General features: G+C 65.7%; 22 protein-coding genes and 2 pseudogenes. 14 read left to right on the top strand and 10 right to left on the bottom strand.

Annotation, left to right across the window (positions count from 1 at the left end; genetic code table 11):
• Positions 1–5 precede the first annotated feature (5 nt).
• Positions 6–551, top strand: a complete 546-nt coding sequence (locus ABIB45_RS12325; RefSeq protein WP_354216142.1) for a YceI family protein — start codon at positions 6–8, stop codon at positions 549–551.
• A 5-nt stretch (positions 552–556) separates the two neighbouring features.
• Positions 557–853, top strand: a complete 297-nt coding sequence (locus ABIB45_RS12320) for an acylphosphatase (protein WP_354216141.1) — start codon at positions 557–559, stop codon at positions 851–853.
• Here ABIB45_RS12320 and ABIB45_RS12315 read toward each other — a convergent pair.
• The 4 genes and pseudogenes from ABIB45_RS12315 to ABIB45_RS12300 all read right to left on the bottom strand — a co-directional run bounded on the left by ABIB45_RS12315 (position 840) and on the right by ABIB45_RS12300 (position 8,710).
• The gene (locus ABIB45_RS12315; RefSeq protein WP_354216140.1) at positions 840–2,075 is read right to left on the bottom strand and encodes an MFS transporter; all 1,236 of its coding nucleotides are present in this window, start codon (positions 2,073–2,075) and stop codon (positions 840–842) included. The genes ABIB45_RS12320 and ABIB45_RS12315 overlap by 14 nt on opposite strands.
• A gap of 9 nt (positions 2,076–2,084) precedes the next feature.
• The gene (locus ABIB45_RS12310; RefSeq protein WP_354216241.1) at positions 2,085–5,768 is read right to left on the bottom strand and encodes a TM0106 family RecB-like putative nuclease; all 3,684 of its coding nucleotides are present in this window, start codon (positions 5,766–5,768) and stop codon (positions 2,085–2,087) included.
• A gap of 161 nt (positions 5,769–5,929) precedes the next feature.
• The gene (locus ABIB45_RS12305) at positions 5,930–7,129 is read right to left on the bottom strand and encodes a TerC family protein (protein WP_354216139.1); all 1,200 of its coding nucleotides are present in this window, start codon (positions 7,127–7,129) and stop codon (positions 5,930–5,932) included.
• A gap of 37 nt (positions 7,130–7,166) precedes the next feature.
• Positions 7,167–8,710: pseudogene (locus ABIB45_RS12300) on the bottom strand (RecQ family ATP-dependent DNA helicase).
• Positions 8,711–8,942: 232 nt separating this feature from the next.
• Here ABIB45_RS12300 and ABIB45_RS12295 point away from each other — a divergent pair.
• Entirely contained in the window at positions 8,943–11,270 is a 2,328-nt protein-coding gene (locus tag ABIB45_RS12295) for an FdhF/YdeP family oxidoreductase (RefSeq protein ID WP_354216138.1), read from the top strand.
• Positions 11,271–11,288: 18 nt separating this feature from the next.
• Here the strand turns inward: ABIB45_RS12295 and ABIB45_RS12290 are convergent, their stop codons facing one another.
• Together ABIB45_RS12290 and ABIB45_RS12285 are read right to left on the bottom strand one after the other, a co-directional pair.
• On the bottom strand, positions 11,289–11,633 hold the full coding sequence (locus tag ABIB45_RS12290) for a DUF6457 domain-containing protein (RefSeq protein ID WP_354216137.1): 345 nt from the start codon (positions 11,631–11,633) through the stop codon (positions 11,289–11,291).
• Between the two features lie 55 nt (positions 11,634–11,688).
• Complete coding sequence (locus ABIB45_RS12285) at positions 11,689–12,663, bottom strand: aldo/keto reductase (RefSeq protein ID WP_354216136.1); 975 nt, start codon at positions 12,661–12,663, stop codon at positions 11,689–11,691.
• Between the two features lie 224 nt (positions 12,664–12,887).
• Between ABIB45_RS12285 and ABIB45_RS12280 the strand changes: the two genes are divergently transcribed.
• Both ABIB45_RS12280 and ABIB45_RS12275 read left to right on the top strand, forming a co-directional pair.
• On the top strand, positions 12,888–13,184 hold the full coding sequence (locus tag ABIB45_RS12280; protein ID WP_354216135.1) for a GNAT family N-acetyltransferase: 297 nt from the start codon (positions 12,888–12,890) through the stop codon (positions 13,182–13,184).
• A gap of 60 nt (positions 13,185–13,244) precedes the next feature.
• Positions 13,245–14,624, top strand: a complete 1,380-nt coding sequence (locus tag ABIB45_RS12275; protein ID WP_354216134.1) for an MFS transporter — start codon at positions 13,245–13,247, stop codon at positions 14,622–14,624.
• Positions 14,625–14,775: 151 nt separating this feature from the next.
• Here the strand turns inward: ABIB45_RS12275 and ABIB45_RS12270 are convergent, their stop codons facing one another.
• From ABIB45_RS12270 to ABIB45_RS12260, 3 genes and pseudogenes are all read right to left on the bottom strand, one after another.
• Positions 14,776–15,273: a DinB family protein gene (locus ABIB45_RS12270; RefSeq protein ID WP_354216133.1), complete on the bottom strand. Its 498-nt coding sequence runs from the start codon at positions 15,271–15,273 to the stop codon at positions 14,776–14,778.
• 81 nt (positions 15,274–15,354) lie between these two features.
• Positions 15,355–15,672: a hypothetical protein gene (locus ABIB45_RS12265; protein WP_354216132.1), complete on the bottom strand. Its 318-nt coding sequence runs from the start codon at positions 15,670–15,672 to the stop codon at positions 15,355–15,357.
• Positions 15,669–16,005, bottom strand: a pseudogene (locus tag ABIB45_RS12260) (dioxygenase family protein); the annotation flags it as partial. The gene ABIB45_RS12265 and the pseudogene ABIB45_RS12260, both read right to left, overlap by 4 nt.
• Before the next feature lie 411 nt (positions 16,006–16,416).
• Between ABIB45_RS12260 and ABIB45_RS12255 the strand changes: the two are divergent.
• From ABIB45_RS12255 to ABIB45_RS12215, 9 genes are all read left to right on the top strand, one after another.
• Positions 16,417–16,797: a VOC family protein gene (locus ABIB45_RS12255; protein WP_354216240.1), complete on the top strand. Its 381-nt coding sequence runs from the start codon at positions 16,417–16,419 to the stop codon at positions 16,795–16,797.
• A 178-nt stretch (positions 16,798–16,975) separates the two neighbouring features.
• Complete coding sequence (locus tag ABIB45_RS12250) at positions 16,976–17,131, top strand: hypothetical protein (RefSeq protein WP_354216131.1); 156 nt, start codon at positions 16,976–16,978, stop codon at positions 17,129–17,131.
• Between the two features lie 95 nt (positions 17,132–17,226).
• On the top strand, positions 17,227–17,727 hold the full coding sequence (locus tag ABIB45_RS12245) for a mycothiol transferase (protein WP_354216130.1): 501 nt from the start codon (positions 17,227–17,229) through the stop codon (positions 17,725–17,727).
• A 125-nt stretch (positions 17,728–17,852) separates the two neighbouring features.
• Positions 17,853–18,515, top strand: a complete 663-nt coding sequence (locus ABIB45_RS12240; RefSeq protein WP_354216129.1) for a hypothetical protein — start codon at positions 17,853–17,855, stop codon at positions 18,513–18,515.
• Between the two features lie 399 nt (positions 18,516–18,914).
• Entirely contained in the window at positions 18,915–19,901 is a 987-nt protein-coding gene (locus ABIB45_RS12235) for a 2-hydroxyacid dehydrogenase (RefSeq protein WP_354216128.1), read from the top strand.
• Positions 19,898–20,410, top strand: a complete 513-nt coding sequence (locus ABIB45_RS12230; protein WP_354216239.1) for a DUF1326 domain-containing protein — start codon at positions 19,898–19,900, stop codon at positions 20,408–20,410. The genes ABIB45_RS12235 and ABIB45_RS12230 overlap by 4 nt, the downstream gene beginning before the upstream one ends.
• A 59-nt stretch (positions 20,411–20,469) precedes the next feature.
• The gene (locus ABIB45_RS12225; RefSeq protein WP_354216127.1) at positions 20,470–20,889 is read left to right on the top strand and encodes a copper chaperone; all 420 of its coding nucleotides are present in this window, start codon (positions 20,470–20,472) and stop codon (positions 20,887–20,889) included.
• 232 nt (positions 20,890–21,121) lie between these two features.
• Positions 21,122–22,333: a formaldehyde dehydrogenase, glutathione-independent gene (fdhA, locus tag ABIB45_RS12220; protein WP_354216126.1), complete on the top strand. Its 1,212-nt coding sequence runs from the start codon at positions 21,122–21,124 to the stop codon at positions 22,331–22,333.
• A 200-nt stretch (positions 22,334–22,533) separates the two neighbouring features.
• Positions 22,534–22,854: a GYD domain-containing protein gene (locus ABIB45_RS12215; RefSeq protein WP_354216125.1), complete on the top strand. Its 321-nt coding sequence runs from the start codon at positions 22,534–22,536 to the stop codon at positions 22,852–22,854.
• Positions 22,855–22,869: 15 nt separating this feature from the next.
• Here ABIB45_RS12215 and ABIB45_RS12210 read toward each other — a convergent pair whose 3' ends face one another.
• Positions 22,870–23,682 carry an alpha/beta fold hydrolase gene (locus tag ABIB45_RS12210; protein ID WP_354216124.1) on the bottom strand — a complete coding sequence of 271 codons (813 nt, stop codon included), beginning with the start codon at positions 23,680–23,682 and terminating at the stop codon, positions 22,870–22,872.
• Positions 23,683–23,720: the final 38 nt, after the last annotated feature.

The raw sequence follows: 23,720 nt of genomic DNA, 5'->3' as shown, positions 1-23,720 counted from the left end.
CAAAAGTGACCCTTCCCTCAGGCCTTACATCAGGTGTCTGGAACCTCGACATGTCCCATAGCGAGATCGGATTTACGGTCCGGCACGCAGGCATCAGCAAGGTTCGTGGCCGCTTCACGGACGCATTGGCCGAGGCCCGGGTGGGCGAGTCTCTCGCAGATGCGTCGCTGCACGCGACCGTCAAGACTGCCAGCTTCGAGTCGGGCGACGCCAACCGTGACGGGCACGTCAGGGGCCCGGACTTCTTCGACGTGGAGGAGTTCCCGGAGATGACGTTCCGGGCCACGTCAGTGGAGGGCGACGGCGAGGATTACACGCTCACAGGCGATCTCACTATCCGCGGCGTCACCAAGCCGGTGGAGCTGGAGGTTGAATTCACCGGTGTTGCCGTGGACCCGTTCGGGGCCACCCGCGCCGGCTTCTCCGCAGAGACCGAAATCAGCCGCAAGGAATTCGGCCTCACCTGGAATGCGGCGCTGGAAGCCGGCGGACTGCTGGTCAGCGACAAGGTCAAGATCAACGTCGAAGCTGCGCTGGTCAAGCAGGCCTGAGTGCCATGACCACTGGCAGCCCCCAACCGGGCCATATCCGGCTCTCTGCCCGCGTCTTCGGCGTGGTGCAGGGGGTCGGATTCCGTTTCTGGACGATGGGCAAGGCGGACGAGCTGGCGCTCAAAGGCGTAGTCAAGAACCTCGACGACGGCTCAGTGTCCGTGGTTGCCGAAGGACCGGACGAACAGGTGCATCAGCTCCTGGCCTGGCTGCGGTCGGACAAGACGCCCGGCCGGGTAGAACGCGTTGAAGAAGCCATCTCCGTGGCCGAGGGGTTGTTCCACGACTTCAGGGCCCGCTGACACGCTCCTTGGCGCCCGGCGGGTAGCCGTGGCGGCGCCCTGCGAGGATCAGCACCAGCGCGACGGCGGCAGGAATTGCGGCGGCGACGGGGATCATGACAGGCCCGGCCACCGTGAGGGCGGCGGCGCCGAACATCGCTCCGATGGTGATGCCCACCTGGATGGTCAGGACGGTCAGGCCGTTCGCGGCGTCACGGTACTCACCGCCCGCCCGAAGGATGGCGGACTGGTTGTAGATTCCCATGGCGCCGATGCCGGTGCCCCACACGAACATCAGGATCATGGCGGCCGGCAGTGCAAGGTCGGCGCCGGCCATGCTTCCGAGTGCGAGCCCGGGCAGGGCGGTACCCACCAGGGGAAGCAGCAGCAGGGAAACCACCACGCCGGCGACAGTGATGAGGTGCCAGCGCCGCGGCTTTGAATCCACGGTGATGCCGGCGATCCAGATGCCCACCAGGCCGGCGACGCCCAGGACGCTGATTGAGAGCGGGATGCTGAAGTCGGGGAGCCGGATCTCGCGCAGGAACGGGGCAATGTAGGTGAACAGGGCGAAATGCGCCATCAGCATCAGTGGCCAGCCAACAGCCACGACCTTGACGCCCGGCTGGGCGATCGCTTTCCGGAGCGACGGGTGTGGAGCGTCGGGGATGCGGCGCACAGGGGGAAGCTGCCAGACGGCAAGGAGGGCCAGCAGCACGCCGGAGGCGGCCAGCACCAGGAAGGCCGAGCGCCAGCCGAGGAGGTTGCCAAGCGCGGTGCCCACAGGGGCGCCAATGGCCAGGCCGAGGCTGTTGCCGCTGAAGACGATCGCCAGGGCCTTTCCTACCTTATGGGCGGGGACAATTCGGGCCACAAAGGGGGCCATCGCGGACCACAGCAGGCCGTGGGCTATGCCGCCCACCACGCGTGCTCCCATGGCGGCACCGAAGTCGGCGACCACAGCCACCAGCGCGTTGCTCGCCGCGAAAGTCAGGATCAGTGCGACGAGCAGGAAGTGCCGTGGGATCCGGGCCAACGCCATGGATAAGGGGATGACAGTAACAACGATGATGGCCGCGTAGCCTGCCGTCAGGTAGCCGGCCGTGGCTTCCGACACTTTGAAGTCCGCGCTGATCTGGGGCAGCAGGCCGGAGGGCAGGAGTTCGGTGGTGATGGCGGTGAAGCCGATGGCAGCGAGGACGATCAGCGCGCCCACGGGCAGCTTGTTGCTTTGGGATGTCACCCCCTGAACTTACCTTGCTTGCTTCCTGGCGCGGCTGAGGCCGATGAAGGCGCCAAGCTCCTCCAGCGCCGCCGGTTTGGACGGCATGTAGTGGGTGAGCTCCGGCGAGCGGACTATGACGGCACGCCATTGACCGCGGGAAACGGCCACGTTGATCCGGTTGCGGTTTAACAGGAACTCCGCGCCGCGGGGAGCTTCGGCCACCGCCGAGCAGGCCATGGACACCACAACAACCGGCGCTTCCTGGCCCTGGAACTTGTCCACGGTTCCCACCCGGACCCCAGACAGGCCAGCCAGTTGCAGGGCGTGCCGGATCAATTGGACCTGGGCATTATAGGCGGCCACCACCAGGATGTCCTCCGAGGTCAGGGGCCGGACGGGCATGTCGCCGCCGGGGATCCACTTCAACCCCATGTGGCGCTGCGCCTGCCTGACCACTTCGGCTGCTTCTTCAGGGGAGGACGTGGTGTTCCCGCTGTGCGTCACGAACACTGTTTCGACGCCGGCGGGCACCTCGGCCAGGCTGCGCAAGGACGCGGCCGGCGCCGGTTCGAGCTTGCCGTCGTAGCTGAGGACGGACACGGCACGGCACAACTCGGGATGCATGCGCCAGCTGTCGGCCAGGAAGTAGCCGAGGTTTTCGGGCAGCGTGGCATGGCCGGCGGCGAGCCAGCCGAGGGCCGATTCGTCCACAGGTTCCGGATGCGAGCCCTGGGTGACCTGCGGCAACTGCTGCGGGTCGCCCAGGAGCAGGACGCGCTTGGCGGCACGGGCCACGGCCAGGGTGTTGGCCAGCGAGAACTGCCCGGCCTCGTCAATGACCAGCAGGTCCAGAGATCCTGCGGGCACGGACTTGCCGGTCATGGTCCAGGCGGTGCCGCCCACCAGCGCCCCGCCGGGAGCAGCGAGGAGGGTGGCGACGTCGTCGTCCTTCTTTTGGTGCCACGGCACCACGTGGTCTCCGACGATCTTTTTGGCCACCCGGGAAGGATCTACCCTCGCCGATTCGATGGCGGTGCACAGCATGTTTTCCACCACCGCATGGGATTGCCCCACCACGCCGATCTTCCAGCCCTGAGCCACCAGCCGCGCAATGACATGGGAGCCGACGTATGTTTTGCCCGTCCCGGGTGGGCCCTGCACGGCAAGGTAGGAACGGTCGAGGTCCAGCAGTGAGGCGGTGATGGCCGTGACATAATCGGCAGCCCCCGTGCCGTCCGTCCCGACGGCGGCGGGTGCCGCCAGGGTGCGGAAGCGCGGCGGCAGTTTGCGGAGGATGTCAACGCCGGGATGTTCCGGAAGTTCCGGGACAGCGGCACCCACGCTTTGGGCCAGCTCGGTCAGGGCGGCTTCGATGCTCGCGGTGCGGACAGGCTGGTCCTCGGTGAGGGCCACCGGAATGTGCGGGTAGGCGGGGACCTTGCCGGTTTCCTTCTCCTCGATGGTGATGATGCTCTGCCCCGGGAGCCGTGCGTGGTCCTCCACCGCCGTCACCAGCGTGCCAAACGTGAAGCCGCGGCCCGTGGGGTTGCCGGAATCCTCGAGGCCGTCCGGGACCGGCGAGTCATAAACCCGGCACCACGTGCTGCCGGGTTTGAAGTCCGATCCCTCGCTCATGGTTCCGGTCAGCCGGAGCGTGCGGGTGCGCATCCGGACGGTGGGCCTGGCCAGCGCCCAGTCCGAGACCACTTCGGCGGTGTCCACCACAAACACGTTGCGGCGCTCGGACCAGAGGTCGATCTCGGACTCGGTGCGGTCGAAGTGTTCCCACCAGAACTGCTTCCGTTCACGCCGGTGGTATCCCGTTGCCGCTGCCACCATCGCAATGGCCCGCTCGTCGTTGGTCCACGGCCGCGTATCCGGGAGGCTCGCCAGGTACTCCTGGAGCCGAAGCCCCTCCGGCGTGGGTTCGGCTTCGGGAATCGCGGGCCGCATCGCCGGCCGCCCGCCGTCGTCGTGCGTTCCGCCGGACCCGGGACCCGAGGCCGCGCCTTCGGTGGGAGCGGACCTGGAGCCCCGCAGTCCCAGCAGCCAGTCGCGGAGGCGGACGGTCGAGAGGCAGTCGTACTCGTTGTAGTCGGAGATCGAGGCGAGGATCCTGGCGGCTTCGGCGGAGTGGCCGTCGTCCCGGGCTGCGCAATAGGCCGCGTAGGCCACCACCGAGGCGCCGGCGTCCTTCACGTCGCCGGAGCGCAGGTTGTCGCCCATGTACAGCGGCTCGAGTTTCTTGATGGAGTACGACGGCTCGGAGATCCGCAGCGAATGCCGGGCCGTGGCGTAGAGATCCACGAGCACTCCTTCGCGGAGCCAGTTGTCCACGATGTCCTCGCCCGCCAGGTGCCGCGCGGACAGGTTCCGGAGCGCCGATTTCTCGTAGGCGGCGTAGTGGTAGACGTGCAGGTCCGGGTACCGTGCGCGGCGTTCTTCCACGTAGGCCAGGAAGTCCAGGAAAGCCTGCCGTTCCCCGGAGCGGGAGTGTGCCCAGAAGGGTCGGAATACGGGTTTGCCGGCGTGGTCCACTGCCCCGGCAGCTGAGTCGACCGGCGCCTCGATCACGCCGAACAGATACTCCAGGCCCCACTGGCTGGTGGCCGGGTCCTGCCAGAGCGGGTCCCCTTCGAAGTCGAAGAAGATGTCGCCCGGGCTGGGCGCCGGAATGCTGCCCAAGGCATTCTCCGGCAGCACCTTGAACGTGACAGTGTGGTCTTGGCCGTCCGTGGTGAACGTGCGGGAACCGTCCGGCACGTCCCGGCCCAGCTGCATCCGGGCCTGGTCGCGCAGCCTGACCACAGAGCCCGAGGCCCTGCCCGCGGGGAGATCGGCCAGCGCGTCGATGGTGGTGACGCCGTCGGCGATGAGCTTTTTCCGCCGGGGGGTGGTCATGCCACCCACCATGAGGAGGTCGCGGTGGGCCTGAACCTGCTCGGCACAGTAGTTGCACCGGCCGCAGTAGGTGACCCCGGCCTCCTGCCACTGGACCGCCGAGCCGCGTTCCCGGTAGCCGGCGGTCAGGGCACGAAAGCGGTCACGGCGCTCGCGGAAGACCGGCAGCAGGTCGGGCAGGGAGTGGTGGCTGCGCACGTAATCGCCGTCCTCCACGGCGCCCAGAACGAGGGTGACCCGTGGTGAGGGGTCCAGTCCCATGCCGATGAGCTGGTCGCCGTAGGCAGCGAGCTGAAGAAGGGCGCCTGCTTTGGCGTGTCGGGCCAGTTTGGTGTCCCATACTTCGTAGCGGCCCGGGGCGCCTAAGCCGGCGCCGGTGCCGGCGCCCTCCTTGACGATGAAGTCTGCGTAGCCCAGGAACTCGCCGTCGAAGAAGGTGGCCTGGAAGACGACGTCGGCCCCGGCGCGGAGCGCAAGCTCCGTTTCGGCCTGTTTGGACTCAAGATCCGCACGGACGGTGTTGCCGCGCTCGATCGAGTACACCCCGGTGCCCCGGCCCGCATCCCAGATGCCGTATTTGGTGATCAGGCCGGCCAGGACCTTTTCCTCATGCTTGTCGCCGAGCGTGCCCGCGCGGCGCTGCATCTCGTCGTCGGGAAATTGGGCTTTGGGGGAGCGGCCCAGTTTCTCGTCCAGGACACGGAGCGTGCGGTATTCGCACTCGCTGGCGGCCACAAGATCGCTGGCGGAAAACACCAGGTCCTTGGGCCCGCCTGCTGGACTGGCAATGGCAGGATCGAGCAGAAACACGGGGCCTCCCCATTGATTTCCCTGGCCGGAGGAGGTTCCCCTGGCCATGCGTTGAATCTATCAACAGGGACTGACAACGCGGGGTCACCCTAGGCCCATCGGGGGTCACCCTAGGCCCATCCGGGGCCTCCGGGAGCGCCTGAAGTGAACCCCGCGTTGCTTTAGCTTTCCGCGGCCCGCACCTGGGCTTTGTCGTGCTCGGCGTGGGCGTTGCGGAGCAGATCCATGAACTCGGTTTCGTTGCGGACCAGCCGCTTGTACTTCTCCGGCAGGCTCCGGATCTGGTTCTCCTCGCGGACCATCTTGGCGAAGATTTTGTCCCGCTCCGCCATGTCTGTTTCGTAGGTGAGGTCCAGGTACTCGGTGGCGTGCCGCTTGGCGCCGGACACCGCGTTCTTGGCTTTGCCTTTGGGGCTGAAGAGGGACGCCAGGATGGTGACTACCAGGACGCCCAGGATCACGGTCAGGGAAACACCCGTACTGACTTCCACCACATTGACGTGTTCGCCGTCGTTGATGAACGGCAGGGTGTTTTCGTGCAGGGCGTGCAGGATGAGTTTCACGCCGATGAAACCCAGGATGGCCGCGAGCCCGTAGGACAGGAAGATCAGGCGGTCCAGTAGGCCGTCGATCAGGAAGAACAGTTGGCGCAGGCCCATGAGCGAGAACGCCGTGGCGGTGAAGACGATGAACACGTTCTGGGTCAGGCCGAAGATGGCCGGGATGGAGTCGAGGGCAAAGAGGATATCGGTGCCGCCGATGGCCACCATCACCAGGAGCATCGGCGTGAGGACGCGCTTGCCGTTTTCCATGGTGAACATTTTGTCGCCGTCATAGTGTTCCGACGCCGGGAGGAATTTCTTGGCGAGCCGGACCACCAAGCCTTCGGCGTCGTCGTCGTCGTGGCCATCGGGTTTGAGCAGGTTTCCGGCCGTGATCAGCAGGATGAGCCCGAAGATGTAGAACACCCACGCGAAGCTGTTGATCAGGGCTGCGCCGAGGAAGATGAAGGCGGTGCGGGCGATCAGCGAGAAGACGATGCCGAACAGGAGCACCTTTTGCTGGTCAGCCCGGGGCACCTTGAAGCTGGCCATGATGATAAGGAACACGAAGAGGTTGTCCACGGACAGGGCCTTCTCCGTGACATAGCCCGCGAAGTATTCGGTGCCCATGGTGGTGCCGCCAAATATCAGCACACCGAGGCCGAAGAGTAGGGCGATGCCTACGTAGATGGAGGACCAGATGGCCGATTCCTTCAGCGAGGGCGTGTGCGCCTTCCGCACATGGAAAAAGAAATCGAAGGCCAGAAGGCCAGCAATTCCCGCGATGGTCAGGATCCAGGCAAGGGAAGAAACTTGCACGTCGGCGCACTTTCGTCGGAGTCTTCCTCCAGCCTACCTAAGCGGGCTTCAACAGTTTTCGCTTCATGACAGCCTCCCGCGAGAGCGTTTTGTAGCCTTCCCGCTCAAACAGGACGGTGATCACGTCATCCTCGTAATGCATCACCAACCCGGCACCCCACTTCTTGTGGGTCACCGGCGACTGGAGCGGGAACGGAACGTCGCCGGCAGCGCCGCCGTCGTGATTCCGGGCCTGCGGCTGGGCAGCGCCATGCTGCGTGCGCTCGATGCAGGAATCGCAGTTGCCGCACGGCTCCGGGAGGTCCTCGCCGAAGTAACCAAGCAGGAACTGGCGCCGGCAGCCGTCCGTTTCGGCGAAGCCGCGCATCATGTGGAGCCGGGATTCGTCCACGCGCTGCCGCGCTTCTGCCAGTTCGACGGCGCGTTGCACCAGTGCGGCCGGCCTGGGTTTGGAGGTGAGCCGGACGCCCCGCTTGCCGGAGGCCACGGCACCGGCCTCCTGCAGCTGGTTCAGGAGACCCATCATGCGACGGGACTTGAAGCCGGTGAGCTCGGCAAGTGACGACGCGAAGACGGGCTCGTCCGCCGAGCGGAGGGCCTTAAGCACGGCCAGCAGGGCCTCGGGGTCCGGACGTTGGGCTTGTCGATCCCCATCCCGAAGGCCGTGGTGGCCACCACCACGTCCAGTTGGTCCGCCATGAACAGTTCGAGGATCCGCTCGCGGTCCGGTGTGGAGCGGCCTGCGTGGTAGGCCTCGGCGCGAAGTCCCTCTCCGGCCAGCTTGGCGGCGTATTTCTCGGTGTCCTTGCGCGTGGCCGCGTAAAGCAGGCCCTGCTGCCGCGTGCCGGCATTAGAACCGTTTCCGTGGACCAATGCGGCGATCTGTTCCACTACCGCACGGCGTTTATCCTTCTCCATGTGGTGCCTGACCACGTCCAGCATGATGTTGGGCCGGTCGAAGCCGCGAACCAGGATCAGCGGATCCTTCATCCCCAGCCGTTCCGCAATCTCCTCTCTGACCGGAGGGGAGGCCGTGGCCGTCAGCGCGGCCACGGGCGGGTTGCCCAGGTGCTTCCTGACTGTGCCCAAGTTTAGGTAATCGGGGCGGAAATCGTGTCCCCAGGACGACACACAGTGTGCCTCATCCACCACAAACAGTGCCGGGCGTATAGCGGCGATCCGCTCCACAGTTTCCTTTTTGGCCAGCTGCTCGGGCGCCAGGAAAACGAACGTGGCCCGGCCTGACTCCACCTTCCGCCAGGCTTCGTCCAGTTCCGCGTCGGTGTGGGAGGAATTGATGGCGACGGCGGCGTCCGCACCGAGTGCCTCGATGAGCCCGCCGATTTGGTCCTCCTGGAGGGCGATCAAGGGTGAAACCACGACGGCGGGGTGTCCCGCCTCGCGGTAGAGATGCGTGGCGGCTACCTGGTAGATGGCGGACTTACCGTGGCCGGTGGGCATCACGGCCAGGACGTCACGGCTGTCGACCAGGGCGGCCATGCCGGCGAGTTGGCCGTCGCGGAGTTGCGGGAGGGAGAACAAAGAGGAGGCAAGTGCGCTCAGCGCAGGGTGCTCGGGCATGAAGGCGGCTCCGGATGGTGGGTCCTGCGGCCGCTTGCTTCAGCCGTGGTGACCAGCCTACGCGAGGTGGCATCCGCCGTCGTCCGCGGTCCGAGAGAGCACACCCCTCCGTGCTCGCTGACGGGCCGCTTTTCCTTGACTTCCGGGACGCCCTGAACAAGTGTGGAAGAGACCCGTACCATTCTGAATATTTTCGTGTTTGCGGTTTGAGTCTGAAGAAGGAGAGTGCAGCGTGGCGCGCAAAAATCCGAAGGTCGAAGAGGTCAACGAGGCTGACATCGAAGTCAGTGGCCACCCGAAGACGTGGGCCGCCGGCGTCCCCGGCGTCTTCCACTCGATGGAGCCCGCCCTGACACACATGGGGGTGGGCCGGGCCGCGAAGACGCTGCTGGCGCTGAACCAGAAGGACGGCTTTGACTGCATGAGCTGCGCCTGGCCGGATCCCGGCCATCGCAAGACCTTTGAATTCTGCGAAAACGGTGCCAAGGCGGTCACCTGGGAGGCCACGCCCGTGCTGGTCGGCCCCGAATTCTGGGCCGAACACCCTGTCAGCGAACTCCGGGAACGCTCCGAGTACTGGCTGGGGATGCAGGGGCGCCTCACCACACCGGTTTACAAGGCAGCGGGTGAGGACCACTACCGGCCGGTCAGCTGGGACCGTGCGTTCACCATCCTCGGGGACAAACTGATATCTCTGCCCAGCCCGGACCAGGCCACCTTCTACACCAGCGGCCGGACCTCCAACGAGGCCGCTTTCCTGTACCAACTGTTCGTCCGGGCGTACGGCACCAATAACCTGCCGGACTGCTCCAACATGTGCCACGAATCGTCGGGCTGGGCTATGGGCCAGACCATCGGTATCGGCAAGGCCACAGTCTCCGCCGATGACTATGCCAAGGCGGACCTGATCATCATTATGGGTCAGAACCCGGGCACGAACCACCCGCGGATGCTGACTGCCCTGGAAGAGACCAAGGAGGCCGGGGGGCAGATTGTGGCCGTTAACCCGCTGCCGGAGGCCGGCCTGCGCCGCTACAAGAATCCGCAGAAGGTCAAGGGCATCATCGGCCACGGAACCCAGATTGCGGACCAGTTCCTGCAGATCCGGCTTGGCGGCGACATGGCACTCCTCCAAGCCGTCTGCAAGCGCGTGCTCGACGCCGAAGCCAAAAATCCCGGCACGGTGCTGGACCATGCCTTCCTGGCGGAGCACTGCCACGGGCTGGAGGAGTTGAAGGCCCACCTCGCCGAACTGGACGAGGCAGCCGTCCTTGAGGCTACCGGGCTGCGGACTGAGGAAATCGATGAACTGGCGGACCGCTACCTGAAGGCCGAGAAGGTGATCATCACCTGGGCCATGGGCATCACCCAGCACAAGAAGGGCGTGGCCACCATCAAGGAGATCATCAACCTCCTGCTGCTCCGCGGCAACATTGGCAAGCCGGGCGCCGGAGCCTCACCCATCCGCGGGCACAGCAACGTCCAGGGTGACCGGACCATGGGCATCTGGGAGCAGATGCCGCCGTCGTTCCTGGACGCACTGGGCAAGGAGTTCAGCTTCGATCCGCCCCGGGAACACGGTGTGGACTCCGTGGAAACCATCAGGCAAATGCGCGACGGCGGGATCAAGGTTTTCGTCGGGATGGGCGGCAACTTCGTGGGAGCCATTTCGGATACCCAGGCCGCCATCTCGGCGATGGAAAACACGGAAATGTCAGTCCAGATTTCCACCAAGCTCAACCGCTCGCACACCGTGACAGGTGCTGAAGCACTGATTCTGCCCACCATGGGCCGCACCGAGATTGACCTGCAGGAGTCCGGGCCGCAGTTTGTTTCGGTGGAGGACACCGTGTGCGCAGTCCACGGCTCACACGGCGCCGTCCCCCCGGTGGCACCCGGGCTGCTATCCGAGGTGGCCATCCTCAGCAGGCTTGCCCAGAAGGTGGTGGGTGACCGGGTCAATGCTGACTGGGCCGGGTTTGAGAAAAACTACGACCTCATCCGCGACCACATCTCCCGGGTGGTCCCCGGCTGTGAGGACTACAACGGGAAAATTCGGCAGGAGGGCGGCTTCGTGCTGCCGAACGGCCCCCGGGACTCGCGCACGTTCGACACCCCCATGGGTAAAGCGATGCTCACGGTCAACCAGCTTGAACACGTCGACCGGCCGGCGGGCACGCTGATCCTGCAAAGCATGCGTTCCCACGACCAGTTCAACACCACCATCTACGGCAATGACGACCGCTACCGCGGTATCAAGAAGGGCCGCGAAGTGGTGTTTGTAAGCCCCGAGGACCTGGCCGGCCTTGGCCTCAGCGACGGGCAGCACGTGGACATTCACGGTGTGTACCAGGACAACGTGGAACGTGTGCTGCACAACTACCGGGTGGTTTCTTACCCCACCGCGGCGGGCTGTGCGGCCGCGTATTATCCCGAGGCTAACGTTCTTGTTCCGTTGGACAGCGTGGCTGAAGGCAGCCAGACACCCGTGTCCAAGGCAGTGATCGTCCGGCTCGAGCCGGCCAAGGCACACGCGCCGGCGGAGGTGGCCGCCGGCTGACTGCTGGCCGCCGGCTGGCTATTGGGCGCTGTGCGTCCAGCCTTCCGCGCCCGGCTCCGGGTGGGGGCTCGCCTGCTGGCGGGCGTCCGCACAGAGCCTGAACGCGACGTCGGCGGCTTTGGTGATGGAGGCCGTCGAGGCTGCCTTGGAACCCGCGCTTCCCGTGCCGGCCTCGAGCGCGGCGGCGTAGCCCACCAAGAAGGCGGTGATCGGGGCAGCTGCGTGCGTCACAGAATCTGCGGATTTCCGGGCCAGCTCAAGGATCAGCTCCTGGTCCAGCTTTAGGTCCAGGATCTGCAGGGCCTGGGTCAGCTTATGGGTCCACTGGTCCAAAATCTGGGCTTCGTCGTCGTTCGGGGCCATGATGTCTCCTTTGTGGGGCGGGTTCGCGGAACGGGCTTGTGGAAGCAGGCGGTTCTCAGGTATCAATGGTGGACATGTTGGGGTAGCGGGCCCCTGCGGTAGCCCCGGCAGGCGCCAGTTCATCCAGCTGCCGGAGGTCCTCCGCGGTGAGTTCGACGCCCACCGCACCCAGGTTCTCGGCGAGCCGTTCGCGCTTTTTGGTGCCGGGAATCGGGACGATGTGCGGGCCCTGGGCCAGTAGCCAGCCGAGGGCGAGCTGGGCGGGGGTGCATTGTTTCTGGCCGGCCAGTTCCTTCACCCGGTCCACGAGCTTCAGGTTGCGGGCGAGGTTTTCGCCTTGGAACCGGGGCGAGTGCCGGCGGAAGTCGTCGGCTGCGAAGTCATCAGCAGAGCGGATCTGGCCGGTCAGGAAGCCGCGGCCCAGCGGGCTGTAGGGCACAAAACCGATCCCCAGTTCCTCGAGCACCGGAAAGACTTTGGTCTCGGGTTCGCGTTCCCACAGCGAGTACTCGGTCTGCAGCGCGGTAATCGGATGCACGGCGTGGGCACGTCGGATGGTCTCCGCCGACGCCTCGGACAGGCCGAGGTGGCGGACCTTCCCTGCCTCGACCAGCCCGGCCATGGCCCCCACGGTGTCCTCGATGGGGATGGTTTTATCCACGCGGTGCTGGTAGTAGAGGTCGATGTGGTCCAAGCCCAGGCGCTGGAGGCTGGCATCGCAGGCGGCGCGGACGTAATTCGGATGGCCGTTGATGCCCACCCAGGAGCCGTCCTCACGGCGTTCGTTGCCGAACTTCGTGGCCAGTACGACGTCGGCGCGCCGCCCTAAGATGGCACCGCCCACCAGCTTTTCATTCGTGAAGGGCCCGTACATGTCCGCGGTGTCCAGAAGACTTCCGCCGGCGTCGAGGAATGCGTGGATGGTGGCGATCGATTCCTGCTCGTCGCCCGTCCCGTAGAACTCGCTCATGCCCATGCAGCCCAGGCCCAGGGCGGAAACGGTTAATGGTCCAAGCGTCCGGTCTTCCATGCGGATCTCCTTTGCAGCGGAACTGGCTCGAAGGCCTGCCGGTTCCGCAAGCCGCATGGTGCACCGTAGGCCACTATAGGCACGTTGTGTCGGGTGTCACAACAGGTTTGCGCAGGAGCGCCAGGGTTGGGAAAGCCTGCAACGAAGGTGAATCCCCTTGAGCGACCATCACTTTCAGCCACAATCCGGACCGCCACCGGTTCGAGGTTCTGGATGCCGGAAAAGTGATAGGGAAGGCCTGGTACAAGGCGTACGGCGGCCATGGCTCGGTGGAGCGGATCTTCTATCACACGGTGATCAACGTGGAATACGCGGGGCAGGGGTTGGCAGGCAGGCTGGCCAAAGTGGCGCTGGATGAGACGCTTGCTGCGGGCCTGCGGATCGTACCGGTCTGCCCGTTCACAAGAGCTACGTCACCAGGAACCCGGAATATGAGGGAAGTGCCGTGGCCAGCACGCCCGCGCATCTGCGGATCCTGGACGAAGCGCTGGCAGTCCGGGCCTGACCTTCTTCCCGGCTGAGACCGGCCGGGGCCGGTCATCAAATCGCGCTTCCAGCGGCCGATAGAGCAGACTGTTTCCGTGAGCAACCAACCCCGGATGCGGCTGGCTGTCGCAGGCCTTAGCCTGGGCACGGCGCTGAACCCGTTGAATTCGTCCATGATCGCCGTGGCACTGGTGGTGCTGCGCGCGGATTTCGGGCTCGACGTCGCAACGGTCACGTGGGTGATTACTTCTTTCTACCTCAGCTCTGCTGCCGGCCAGCCGCTGATGGGCAAGCTAGCGGACAGGTTCGGACCGCGCCGGATGTTTATGCTCGGCATGGCACTCGTGGCCGTAACCTGTGCCCTGGCGCCCTTTTCGCCGAACTTCGCTTTGCTGTGTGTGGCCCGGGCCGTGATGGCGTTGGGCACCGCCGCGGCTTACCCCAGTGCGGTGGTGATGGTCGGCGTCATGGTCCATCAACCCGGCAACGCCCAACCGGCCGGCCTCGGATCGTCCCGTCCCTTGGGGCACATCCAGATGGCCAACACGTCCGCGGCCGCCGTCGGGCCGGTCATTGGTGGCCTGCTGGTGGGCTTCGTCGGCTGGCAGGCGCTGTTCCTCATCAACGTTCCGTTGGCGTTGGCGGCGCTGCTGATCGTACAGCGGGCGGCCCCCGCGGACGAGGCGAGGGAACGTGGAAGCTTCGCTGCGCTGGTGCGGGATTCGGATATCCCGGGAATCCTGGGCTTCGTCGGCTGCCTGCTGCTGGTGATGATGGCGCTGCTCGACGTGGCGCCGGGGTACCGGTGGCTGCTGCTGGGCGCCGGAACCGTGACGGCGGCTATGTTTGCCTGGCGTGAACTTCATTTCAGCCCGCCGTTCCTGGACCTGAGGCTCCTCGGCAGGAACCGGCCACTGATGCTGGTGTACGTGGGCTTCGCGGTGTTCAACAGCGTCTACTATTTTGCGTTCTTCGGCCTGCCCCAACTGCTGCAGGAGTCGGGCGGCTACGAGCCCGGCCTGGTAGGGCTGCTGATGCTGCCGCTGGCCGCCACATCTGTCCTGGCTACCCCGGGGGCAGTCCGGGCGATGGGAAGATTCGGCGTCCGGCGGGTGCTGATTGCCGGCGTCGTACTTCTTGCTGCGGTGGCCGCCCTCATGTGGCTCCTCACCCACTCACTGGCCATACCGCTGGTCCTGGTTCTGACTGCCCTCATGGGTGTTCCGTTCGGGGCGGTGAGCATCGCCTCGAACCAGGGCATGTTCGTCTCCACCCGGCCGCAGGAACGCGGCGTTGCTGCCGGAATCTTCCAGACGTGCCGTTATCTGGGCGCCATCACGGCCACCGTCCTGATCGGCGTGTTCGCCGCCGGCGGCGTGGACCAGGCGAGCTGGGGGCTGATGACCGTCACGATGCTGGCGCTCAGCGCCGTGGCCTTCGCGGTGACGCTGCTGTGGCGCGAACAGCCCAGATAGCGTGCGCAACGATGACGGCGTAGGCGCGCGCTACTCGTGGAGCGGCAACCCACGGCCGGCAGCGGAACCGACTTCGAGCGCGGCCTGGCCGCCCTGTCTGCTGCCGCGACGGCGAAATAGCCCTGCGCCTCGGGGAGACCGATTTTCCGGTCTAGTTGTCGAGGATCTGCTCGCGCAGAATGTCCGCATGCCCGCAGTGCTGGGCGAGCTCGCGCAGCACATGCAGGTAAACCCAGTGCAGGGTCAGCGGGCCGCGGCGGTTCCCAAGAAGCTCGTCGTCGAGGGCCAACGACGACGTTGCCCGGCGCGCTGCCTCGCAGGCTTCCTGGTGGGCCCGCTGGACACTGGCGATCGTGTCCGCGTCTGTGAGGATGAACGACTCGTCGGGCGTGGCCGCTATGCCGATCTCGGCACGGGACCGGCAGGTGATGGCTTCGTCGAACCAGACCTTCTCAACCAGGATCGCGTGTTTCACCAGGCCGAGCAGCGTGGTCCGCGATGCCACCAGGGACCGGCGCGCCTGCTCCTCAGTCAGCCCGTGCAGGCAGCCATTGAGCATGTTTCGATGGTCATCGAGGAACGCCTCGAACTGGGCGCGGTGAGGCTGACGGATGGCGTTCTCGGCGAACGCGGCGAGGGGAACAGACATCCACGAAGTATGGCAAGGCTCGTGCCCCAAGGCAACGGCCGACGTCGGGCGCCAACCCGTGGTGACCGGCAGGCCACGCGCCTAACCCGCAGAACGCCGATTCCGTGCCAGCCGTGCCAGCCGGACGAAGGCGTAAACAAAGGCGGCTTCAATCAGGAGCATCAGGCCCAGTAACAGCCATTGGCCCTGGGCGATGAAGACCACCGCGCCGGTGACAACCAGTGTGGTTCCGAGGCCCAGCGCGTACAAAGCGAACCCAAGAGCCACTTTCGCGCTGCGCACGCCCGTGCGGAAGCCAAAGCCAACGGGTTCGCCGCCAGGGTAGCCCTGCACCCGGTCGGGGGCTGCGGGCGTGAGACTGTCGAACTCCTCCCAGGGGTCCGCATCCGGATTGGTCATGACTCCATTATCCCGCCATGCCACCCCACATTTGCCCTATCAGGTTTCGCCACGGGTTTGGGGACCAAAAGTGACGGGCAACCTCGGATTAGTGTGCCTGTTCCGATCTCGGCGGGGGCAAGGACGATGTCGAAGCGGGTACGGGCCCGAGCGGTGTGGCCGAGGTCGCGGCCGTCGTGGGTCGGGGTGCGTCACGAGGGTCCGGAGGCCGGGTGCAGTGACCATGAAGTGCAGGTGGGAGGCGCGGACGGAGGAGCGGCCGGCGGCTTCGACCATTTTGCCGACGGGCCCGTCGTGCGGGATGGGGTACGGGGCAGGCGTGAGTCCCCAGAATTTCACATGTGCCCAGTGGAGCGCTTGGAACATCGAACCACTTGTGAACGTCCCGGCTATGTCCACGACGTCACATTCGGTTGCCGGTGCGTCGCTGCTGACGGTCCAGCCACGCCCCACAGGGTCGTCGAATCGTCCGCTGCGGCCGCTGGCCTCCAACGTGTCCTGCACCGGGGGCACTGCCGTTGAAATCCCCTATATCCGTAGGCCCCTGTTCAGCTCCATAATGGCCACATAAGCTTCGGGGACCCTCGCGCCGAAGATGGCTGGCGGGGCGTTGCAGAGTCCCAGGTGGCCGCCCCGGCACTTGGCGCAACGGACGGCCACGCGGCCTCGGACATGGACGTTCCGGGACTGAACCCGGGGGAGAGCACCGCCTTCAAAAAGAAACAAGGCACAAAGGAAATCATCATGCTCAAGGATTCAACGATCATGGCTGTCCTGCCCGCGAAGGACATCAACAGGGCGAAGGATTTCTACCGCGACAAGCTGGGACTCGAATCATCCGATGCCATGGAAGAAGGTAGCCTGATGTACCGGTGCGGCAACGGAACCAGCTTCCTGCTCTACCAGACAGATAATGCCGGCTCGGCTAAGAACACCCAGATGGGCTGGGAAACGGACAACCTCGAAGCCGAGATGGAGGATCTGCGGGGCCGCGGCGTGACCTTCGAAGACTACGACATGCCCGGGTTGAAGACGGAGAACGGCGTTTCCACCAATGATTGGGGCAAGTCCGCCTGGTTCCTGGACAGCGAAGGGAACATCCTCAACCTCTCCCAGCGCGCCTAGCGGTTTGCCCGGTTCACGCAGCACCAAAACAGGAGCGGAGGTGCCCAGGCCCCTACCCGGACCTGGGCGCTTCCGCGTGGTTTCTAGGGTTTGACGGCCTCTGCCTCGGTTTCGCTCCAGATGGTGCCTGCGATCGGACTTTTCCAGCAGGTGGCCCACCAAACCAGCAGCGCGGGCCATGACGCCCAGGCCGCGCGCCACCTTCCAGGGAATACCCACCGTCCCGGACAAGGCACCGATGGCGCCGGTGACGTTGACGGGCAGGATCTTGCCCGACCGTTCGCTGGCCACGGCCGAGATCGCCGTCATCAGGCGTCCGGCCGAATCGTCATAGCCCAGTTCCGCGGCCAGGGCGAACAGCCGCTATCCGCAGGGCGGGCGCGCGTGCAAGCATGGGCTCAATGGAACTTGGCACAAAAGGGGGACCCCATGAATTCCAACGGACTGCTGCTGGACGCCTTCGGCCGGATCCGGGACAGAGTGGAGGCCACGCTTGAAGGGCTCGACGACGGGGCCCTCGTCCGCCGGCCGGCTGGCACCGGAAATTCGGTTGCGTGGCTGATCTGGCATCTGGGCAGGGTGGAGGACGCCCAGGTATCTTCTGCCGCTGGCCTGGAGCAGGTCTGGATTTCGCAGGACTTTGTGGCCCGTTTTGACCTGCCGCTGCGCGGCCGCGATACCGGCTATGGCCATTCGACCGAACAAGTCGGCTCGGTGCGGGTGCCGGCGGAGCTGTTGCTTGCGTATTACGAGGCCGTCCACCGGCAGACCGTGGGGTTCATCAGCACCCTCAGCGACGAGGATTTGGACCGGGTGGTTGACAAGCGGTGGGACCCGCCCGTTACCCTCGGCGTGCGGCTGGTCAGCACCATCGCCGACTGCCTCCAGCACGTGGGGCAGGCCGCCTATGCCACAGGACTGAAGTCTTAGGAGGCAATGCCCATGGCTGAGCCTGCGCAGGCCGTTCTCCACGACGGCTCAACCATCGCCGGTGCCGTCCAAGGTGAGGGCCCTGCCATCCTGCTACCGGTCAGCTTCGAGAGGAGCGGCGCGCCATGAGGTCCTTGCCGCGGTGGGCGAGGACCGCCGTCGTTGTTTATCTGTCTGTCACCGCTGCCGTAGTCCTGGCGGTGCTCCTGACCGGGGCGCTGGAGGTGGGTCCGGACGCGGGCTTCAGGGACGGGCTGAGGCTGGCCCTGGTGGTGCTGACTCTGCCCGTTTCGGCTGCGTATTTCGTCCTGGGCACGTTTAGTTCAGCGAGGCCACCGTCGCCGGGTGAGTTCAGCCTTGGCGGGTTGAGCCCGACGGTGGCCCTCTACTTTCTGGGGTTCCTCCTCCTGTCGGTGGTGAACGCCGCGGCCTTTCGGTCGGTAGTGCTCGGCGCACGGAAGCGTCACACCGGAGTACAACTGCGCGGGGTTACCCCGGACGTGCGGAACCTCCTCTGGACGGTACCCTTGGCGATAGTGCTGGGCCTCCCGCAGTGGCTCGTGGCGAGTTTTGCCTGGTGCGGGATCAGTGGTTGCAGCGGCGGCGGCTTCGGGGTGGCCACCGGATCCGAATGGCTGGCAATCACCTTGAGCGTGGTCAACGGCTTCATCCTTGCGGTGGCGTTGTTCGGCGTGCGCTGGCTGTATCCCACGGGGAAGCGCGCGGCCGTTGCGGTGGCGGCTGGAACCCTTTTCGGACTTCTGGGCGCTGCGGTTACGCACGGCTAGCACTGCCAGGCCGGCGGCTGGCGGGCAGTGCTAGCCGTTGCCCGCCAGCCACTTCATCGATGGCCACGTTGCCGGTCTCATACTTTCCGCGGACCCATAGGCGTAGCACCCCGCCATCATCTCTCTGCCCTTCCCGTTCATGGCCGTTGTTACCCGGTCCATCACTTCGCGTGCCTGTCCCATTTCGACGTCCACATAGTCGGGGCGCCGCACCGAAGCAGGGGCCCTTTGGCGGTTGGGTTTCTGCTCGCACGGGCGCCAATTTAAGTACATCCCTGGCGCCGTGGGAAGTCAGCGAACGGGGCTACCCTCTGTGAGAAACGGCAGGGTGGGTGCCGCAATTACGCACGGTCCGGCGCGCCTGATTAACTGTCAGGAGAGTCGAGAGAGGGAACCTGCATGTCTGATATGGCCGCAGCACGGAAACTACGGGTAAGCCTGCCCAGCCAGGCACTGGCGGACGCGGTGGAGCCGCCCGCCGGCGTCGAACTCTTCCTCTGGGACCTGACGGGCGCGGCTCCGGCGGACCGGTTCGATCTTCTGGTGCCGCCCTACATGGGCAAGCCGGACGGGCTTACGGCGCTCGCCGGCGTTGACGTGGGGTTGGTGCAGAGCCAGTCGATCGGGTACGACGGCGTCGCGGCAGTTCTGCCCGCGGGGTGCCGTTTTGCCAACGCGGCGGGAGTCCATGAAACGTCCACGGCGGAACTCGCGTTGGGCATGATGATCGCCAGCCAGCGGGGTATCGCGGACTTTGCCCGGAATGCGGCGACGGGCACCTGGGACAACGGGATGCGGCCCAGTTTGGCCGACCGGAGGGTTCTTCTGGTGGGGTACGGGGGAGTGGGAAAGGCGATTGAGGCCCGGCTGCTGCCGTTTGAGACCGAGGTGACCCGGCTGGCCAGCCGCGGGCGAGAGGATGAGCGCGGCAGGATTTACGGGATTGACTCCCTTTACGAGCAGTTGCCGCTGCACGACGTCGTGGTAGTCAGTGTGCCCCTCGGCGAGCAGACCCGGCACCTTGTGGACGGCAGGTTTCTGGCGGCAATGCCCGACGGCGCGCTGCTGGTGAACGTGGCGCGCGGGCCTGTGGCCGACACGGATGCCTTGCTGCGTGAGACGTCAACCGGCAGGCTCCGGGCGGCCCTTGACGTGACCGACCCGGAGCCGCTGCCGCAGGACCATCCCCTGTGGACCGTGCCGGGCGTCCTGATCACTCCCCACGTGGGCGGCGCGAGCACGGCCATGCTGCCGCGGATGGCGCGGCTGGTCCGGAAGCAGATCGGGCTGCTCCAGGCCGGGGAGGAACCGGTGAACGTGGTGCTGGGCGGGGCGGCCAGCCCTCGGGAATCCGGGCATATTGACACCCCGACGGCACAGGAATAGACGGCGAGTGCCGCGGCCTGAATGTCTTCCACGTCGCGAAGGCAAGCCTCGATGACACGGACCTGTCCGGCGTCGATTTCGCGTTCCTTAACTGGTTCCCTACGCATCTGACCGCGGTCGGCTGGAAGGTGGGGGCCGTCGTCGACGACGCGGCAACGATCCTTCGCGGGCAGGCCGGTGGCCCGTTCGGCGACCTTGCCGGGCTGTACGGCGAATGGCTGGGACTGGAGCGCGCGAGTGTCACGTTTACTGACGGCGACAGGCCTTCCGGCTCGGTGGCCGGCCATGCGCAGTTCACGTTTGAGCTCCTGCCAGGGCCAGACGGCGGCGTGACCACGGTGAAGAACGCGATGTATGGTTTTGCCCCCGAGTTCCGGATCGGTGAGGGCCCGGGGCTGGACAGTTCGGCATCGAGTTCGACGGCGTCAACGGCGAAACGTCGGACTTCACATTCGCCAGTGAAATGGCCGAGGGCGCCCCGAAGGCCGTGGCCAGCTCGGCGGGCCTAATGGAACATCGGAAGCTGTTCGGGAGAGGGACCGCGCAGACCGGGGTTCAGGCCTCCCGGGTGGACCCGCGGGAGGCCGGTCTGATAGCGGTCCTGCTCGCTCTCGCAGCGGCCTGCTGGATCTTCACGTCCACGCAGCTCAACGGGATGGACATGGGCGCCTGGACGGATCCGGGGGCGCTCGGACTCTTCACCATCACGGACTTCATCCTGCACCGCATGCGGCCCGGGTACGGCGGTGCGCTTCGCATGATCGCTGAGCACGGTGCCTGGTGCGTGGCATGCTGCGGGGCCCTCATGGCGGCGCTGTTTGCGCTGGGCGTCATGAGCCTCGGCTCGATGGCTCACTGGGCCTTCATAGCAGCGGAAAAGATGCTGCCGTGGAAACGGCTGGCCAACCGCTCCGTCTCGGTAGCACTGGCCGTTATCGCGCTCGGCATGGCAGTCACACCGGCGGCGATAAACGGGATGGGAATGTAGCAGCCGGACCCTGCCGCGGAAAACCATCGTCTTGATAATTGCGGCGGAAAGGGAGTGCGGGCTATGGACCTCTCGCGATTGGCATGCCTAGACTGGCCAGACCCCAGACGCCAGGAAGCCACGCAATGGTTCAGCCCGTGGCACAAGTCCCTGACCTTGGGGTCCATCGCAATACTTCACGATTCGCGGCGGCCCTACCGGGTTGTGCCGTGCTGAGAAGAGGAGAGCACTGATGACAGGGAACAAAGCCGTTGCCTACAAGGAACCGGGCAAGGTCGAACTGATCGACATCGACTATCCAAGCTTCGAACTGAAGGACGGTCCGGGGGTGAACCCCGCCAATGTGGGGCGCTCTGTGCCGCACGGGGTCATCCTGAAAACCGTGGCCACCAACATCTGCGGTTCGGACCAGCACATGGTCCGCGGCCGCACCACGGCGCCCCCGAACCTGGTGCTGGGGCACGAGATCACCGGCGAGGTGGTGGAGGTGGGACCCGGCGTCGAGTTCATCAAAGTGGGCGATATTTGTTCGGTCCCCTTCAACATCGCCTGCGGCCGCTGCCGGAACTGCAAGGAACGCAAGACCGGCATTTGCCTGAACGTGAATCCGGACCGGCCCGGCAGCGCCTACGGCTACGTGGACATGGGCGGCTGGGTGGGCGGCCAGGCAAACTACGTGCTGGTACCGTACGCGGACTGGAACCTGCTGAAGTTCCCGGACAAGGACCAGGCTCTGGAGAAGATCATGGACCTGACCATGCTCTCGGACATTTTCCCCACCGGCTTCCACGGGGCGGTGACGGCCGGGGTGGGCGTCGGCTCCACCGTGTACGTGGCCGGTGCCGGACCTGTTGGCCTCGCAGCGGCCACCAGCGCCCATTTGCTGGGTGCCGCCGTCGTGATTGTGGGGGACATGAACGAGGACCGGCTGAAGCAGGCGCGTAGTTTCGGCTGCGAAACGATTGACCTGAGCAAGGGTGGACCCGCGGAACAGATCGAGCAGATCCTGGGCGTGCCGGAGGTGGACTGCGGCGTGGACGCGGTGGGATTTGAAGCGCGCGGCCACGGCCACGACGCCAAGGAGGCCCCGGCTACGGTGCTGAACTCGCTGATGGAAATCACCGCGGCGGGCGGTGCCCTGGGCATTCCCGGGTTGTACGTTACGGGCGATCCGGGCGGCGTGGACGAGGCTGCCCAGAAGGGTTCGCTGAGCCTGAGCCTGGGCACCGGGTGGGCCAAGTCGCTGAGTTTCACCACCGGTCAGTGTCCGGTGATGAAGTACAACCGGCAACTGATGATGGCCATCCTGCATGACAGGGTAAGCATCGCCAAGAACGTGAATGCGAAGGCGATCACACTGGAGGATGCGCCCAAGGGTTACGCCGAGTTCGACGCCGGGGCGGCCACCAAGTACGTCCTCAACCCGAACGGATACCTCAGCTAAGCCGCTGCCGGGCGGGGTGCGCCAGGCACCCGGCCCGGCAGGTGCCGGGACTTTCGGGCGGCTGTTGTCAGCGCCGGTGATGGGGCCTACGCTGTGCCCACGGGCCCATTCGGGGACCGGTTCCAGGACCCTCCCTCACGGGGTACCAGGCACACGCTGGGATGCCCGCGTCCTGGGCATCACGGGACAGGAAAAAGACCATGACCAAGTATCTTTTTGAAGCCAATTACGTGGGCGAAGGAATCACGGGACTCATGCGCGAAGGCGGCACCAAGCGGCGTGACGCGCTGGTGGATGCCCTCAAATCCGTGGGAGGTTCGCTCGAGTGTTTCTACTACGCCTTCGGGGACACCGACGTCATTGGCGTTTTCGACGTGCCGGACGTGCCAGGTGCCGCGGCTCTGTCACTGATGATCAATTCGACGGGCAACGTGGATGTGCGTCTGAAGCCGCTCATGACGGTGGAAGATATTGACGAAGCTGCCAAGATGACGCCTTCGTACCGGGCTCCCGGGCAGTAGGGGCCAGGGGCTGCGCTAAGCCCTTGCCGGGGCGGGTGCGGGCCTGCCAAAGAAAGCCGCCGCGTCCGCCGCCACCCGGTCCGGGTATTCCCACAGAATCATGTGCCCCACATCGGGGTAAACCTTCAACACCGCCCCCGGTATCCGGGCTGCCAGAGTTTCCTGGTCCGCGCGGGGCAGCATGTTGTCCGCGGCGCCCCACAAGATGAGCGTCGGCGCCTGGATGGTCCCGGCTTCCGTGGGCGGCGTGGCGGCGCTCAGGCCATTGAGGATGCCCTTCCACGCGTGGGCAGGCATCCTCAGTCCGTCGCGCACCCTGTCCTCGATGAACCAGTCCGGAACCGAGCGCAGATGGGGGAACCAGGACAAGGAATCCCGCACCCAGTCTTCGTCGATTGGGTCCGTCAGGCGGTCCACGTCGTCGGCAACGGGGGTCCGCCCGTGAAGGCTCAAGGGACTGCCCACCAGCGCGAGGGCTGCCACACGCTCGGGGCAGGTGATGGCCACCTGTTGGGCGACGTAACCGCCGCTGGAGGAGCCAAGCACCAAAGCGCGCGGCAGGCTGAGAGCGTCGAGGATCGCAACGGCGTCGTCGGCCTGCTCTGCTAGGGAGTAACCGTCCACGGGTTTCGCGGCGTCGCCCTGCCCGCGGAGGTCGGGGACGTAGACGGTGAAGCCGTTCAGTTGCGGTATAAGGCGGTCAAAACTCCCGCGGGATTCGCCCCACGCATGCAGCAGTAATACCGGCGGAGATCCGGCGCCGCCCTGGACGAGGCACGGCACGGTGATGCCGGTGCGGAGCGTGAGGTCCCGGACCACGGAGTCCATAGGTTCAGCGTACGACGCCGGCGCTCGCGGCCATTACT

The organism is Arthrobacter sp. UYCo732 (assembly GCF_040547265.1).
Classification (GTDB): Bacteria; Actinomycetota; Actinomycetes; order Actinomycetales; family Micrococcaceae; genus Arthrobacter.
This window is presented reverse-complemented; position numbering and strand designations above follow the sequence as displayed.

What these genes read in the sequence shown, in the direction of transcription:
- fdhA (WP_354216126.1), top strand. Translation starts at nt 21,122, where the DNA reads ATGACAGGGAACAAAGCCGTTGCCTACAAGGAACCGGGCAAGGTCGAA.
- ABIB45_RS12210 (WP_354216124.1), bottom strand. Translation starts at nt 23,682, where the DNA reads ATGGACTCCGTGGTCCGGGACCTCACGCTCCGCACCGGCATCACCGTG.
- ABIB45_RS12245 (WP_354216130.1), top strand. Translation starts at nt 17,227, where the DNA reads ATGAATTCCAACGGACTGCTGCTGGACGCCTTCGGCCGGATCCGGGAC.
- ABIB45_RS12265 (WP_354216132.1), bottom strand. Translation starts at nt 15,672, where the DNA reads ATGACCAATCCGGATGCGGACCCCTGGGAGGAGTTCGACAGTCTCACG.
- ABIB45_RS12270 (WP_354216133.1), bottom strand. Translation starts at nt 15,273, where the DNA reads ATGTCTGTTCCCCTCGCCGCGTTCGCCGAGAACGCCATCCGTCAGCCT.
- ABIB45_RS12285 (WP_354216136.1), bottom strand. Translation starts at nt 12,663, where the DNA reads ATGGAAGACCGGACGCTTGGACCATTAACCGTTTCCGCCCTGGGCCTG.
- ABIB45_RS12240 (WP_354216129.1), top strand. Translation starts at nt 17,853, where the DNA reads ATGAGGTCCTTGCCGCGGTGGGCGAGGACCGCCGTCGTTGTTTATCTG.
- ABIB45_RS12235 (WP_354216128.1), top strand. Translation starts at nt 18,915, where the DNA reads ATGTCTGATATGGCCGCAGCACGGAAACTACGGGTAAGCCTGCCCAGC.
- ABIB45_RS12255 (WP_354216240.1), top strand. Translation starts at nt 16,417, where the DNA reads ATGCTCAAGGATTCAACGATCATGGCTGTCCTGCCCGCGAAGGACATC.
- ABIB45_RS12290 (WP_354216137.1), bottom strand. Translation starts at nt 11,633, where the DNA reads ATGGCCCCGAACGACGACGAAGCCCAGATTTTGGACCAGTGGACCCAT.
- ABIB45_RS12215 (WP_354216125.1), top strand. Translation starts at nt 22,534, where the DNA reads ATGACCAAGTATCTTTTTGAAGCCAATTACGTGGGCGAAGGAATCACG.
- ABIB45_RS12250 (WP_354216131.1), top strand. Translation starts at nt 16,976, where the DNA reads ATGACGCCCAGGCCGCGCGCCACCTTCCAGGGAATACCCACCGTCCCG.
- ABIB45_RS12320 (WP_354216141.1), top strand. Translation starts at nt 557, where the DNA reads ATGACCACTGGCAGCCCCCAACCGGGCCATATCCGGCTCTCTGCCCGC.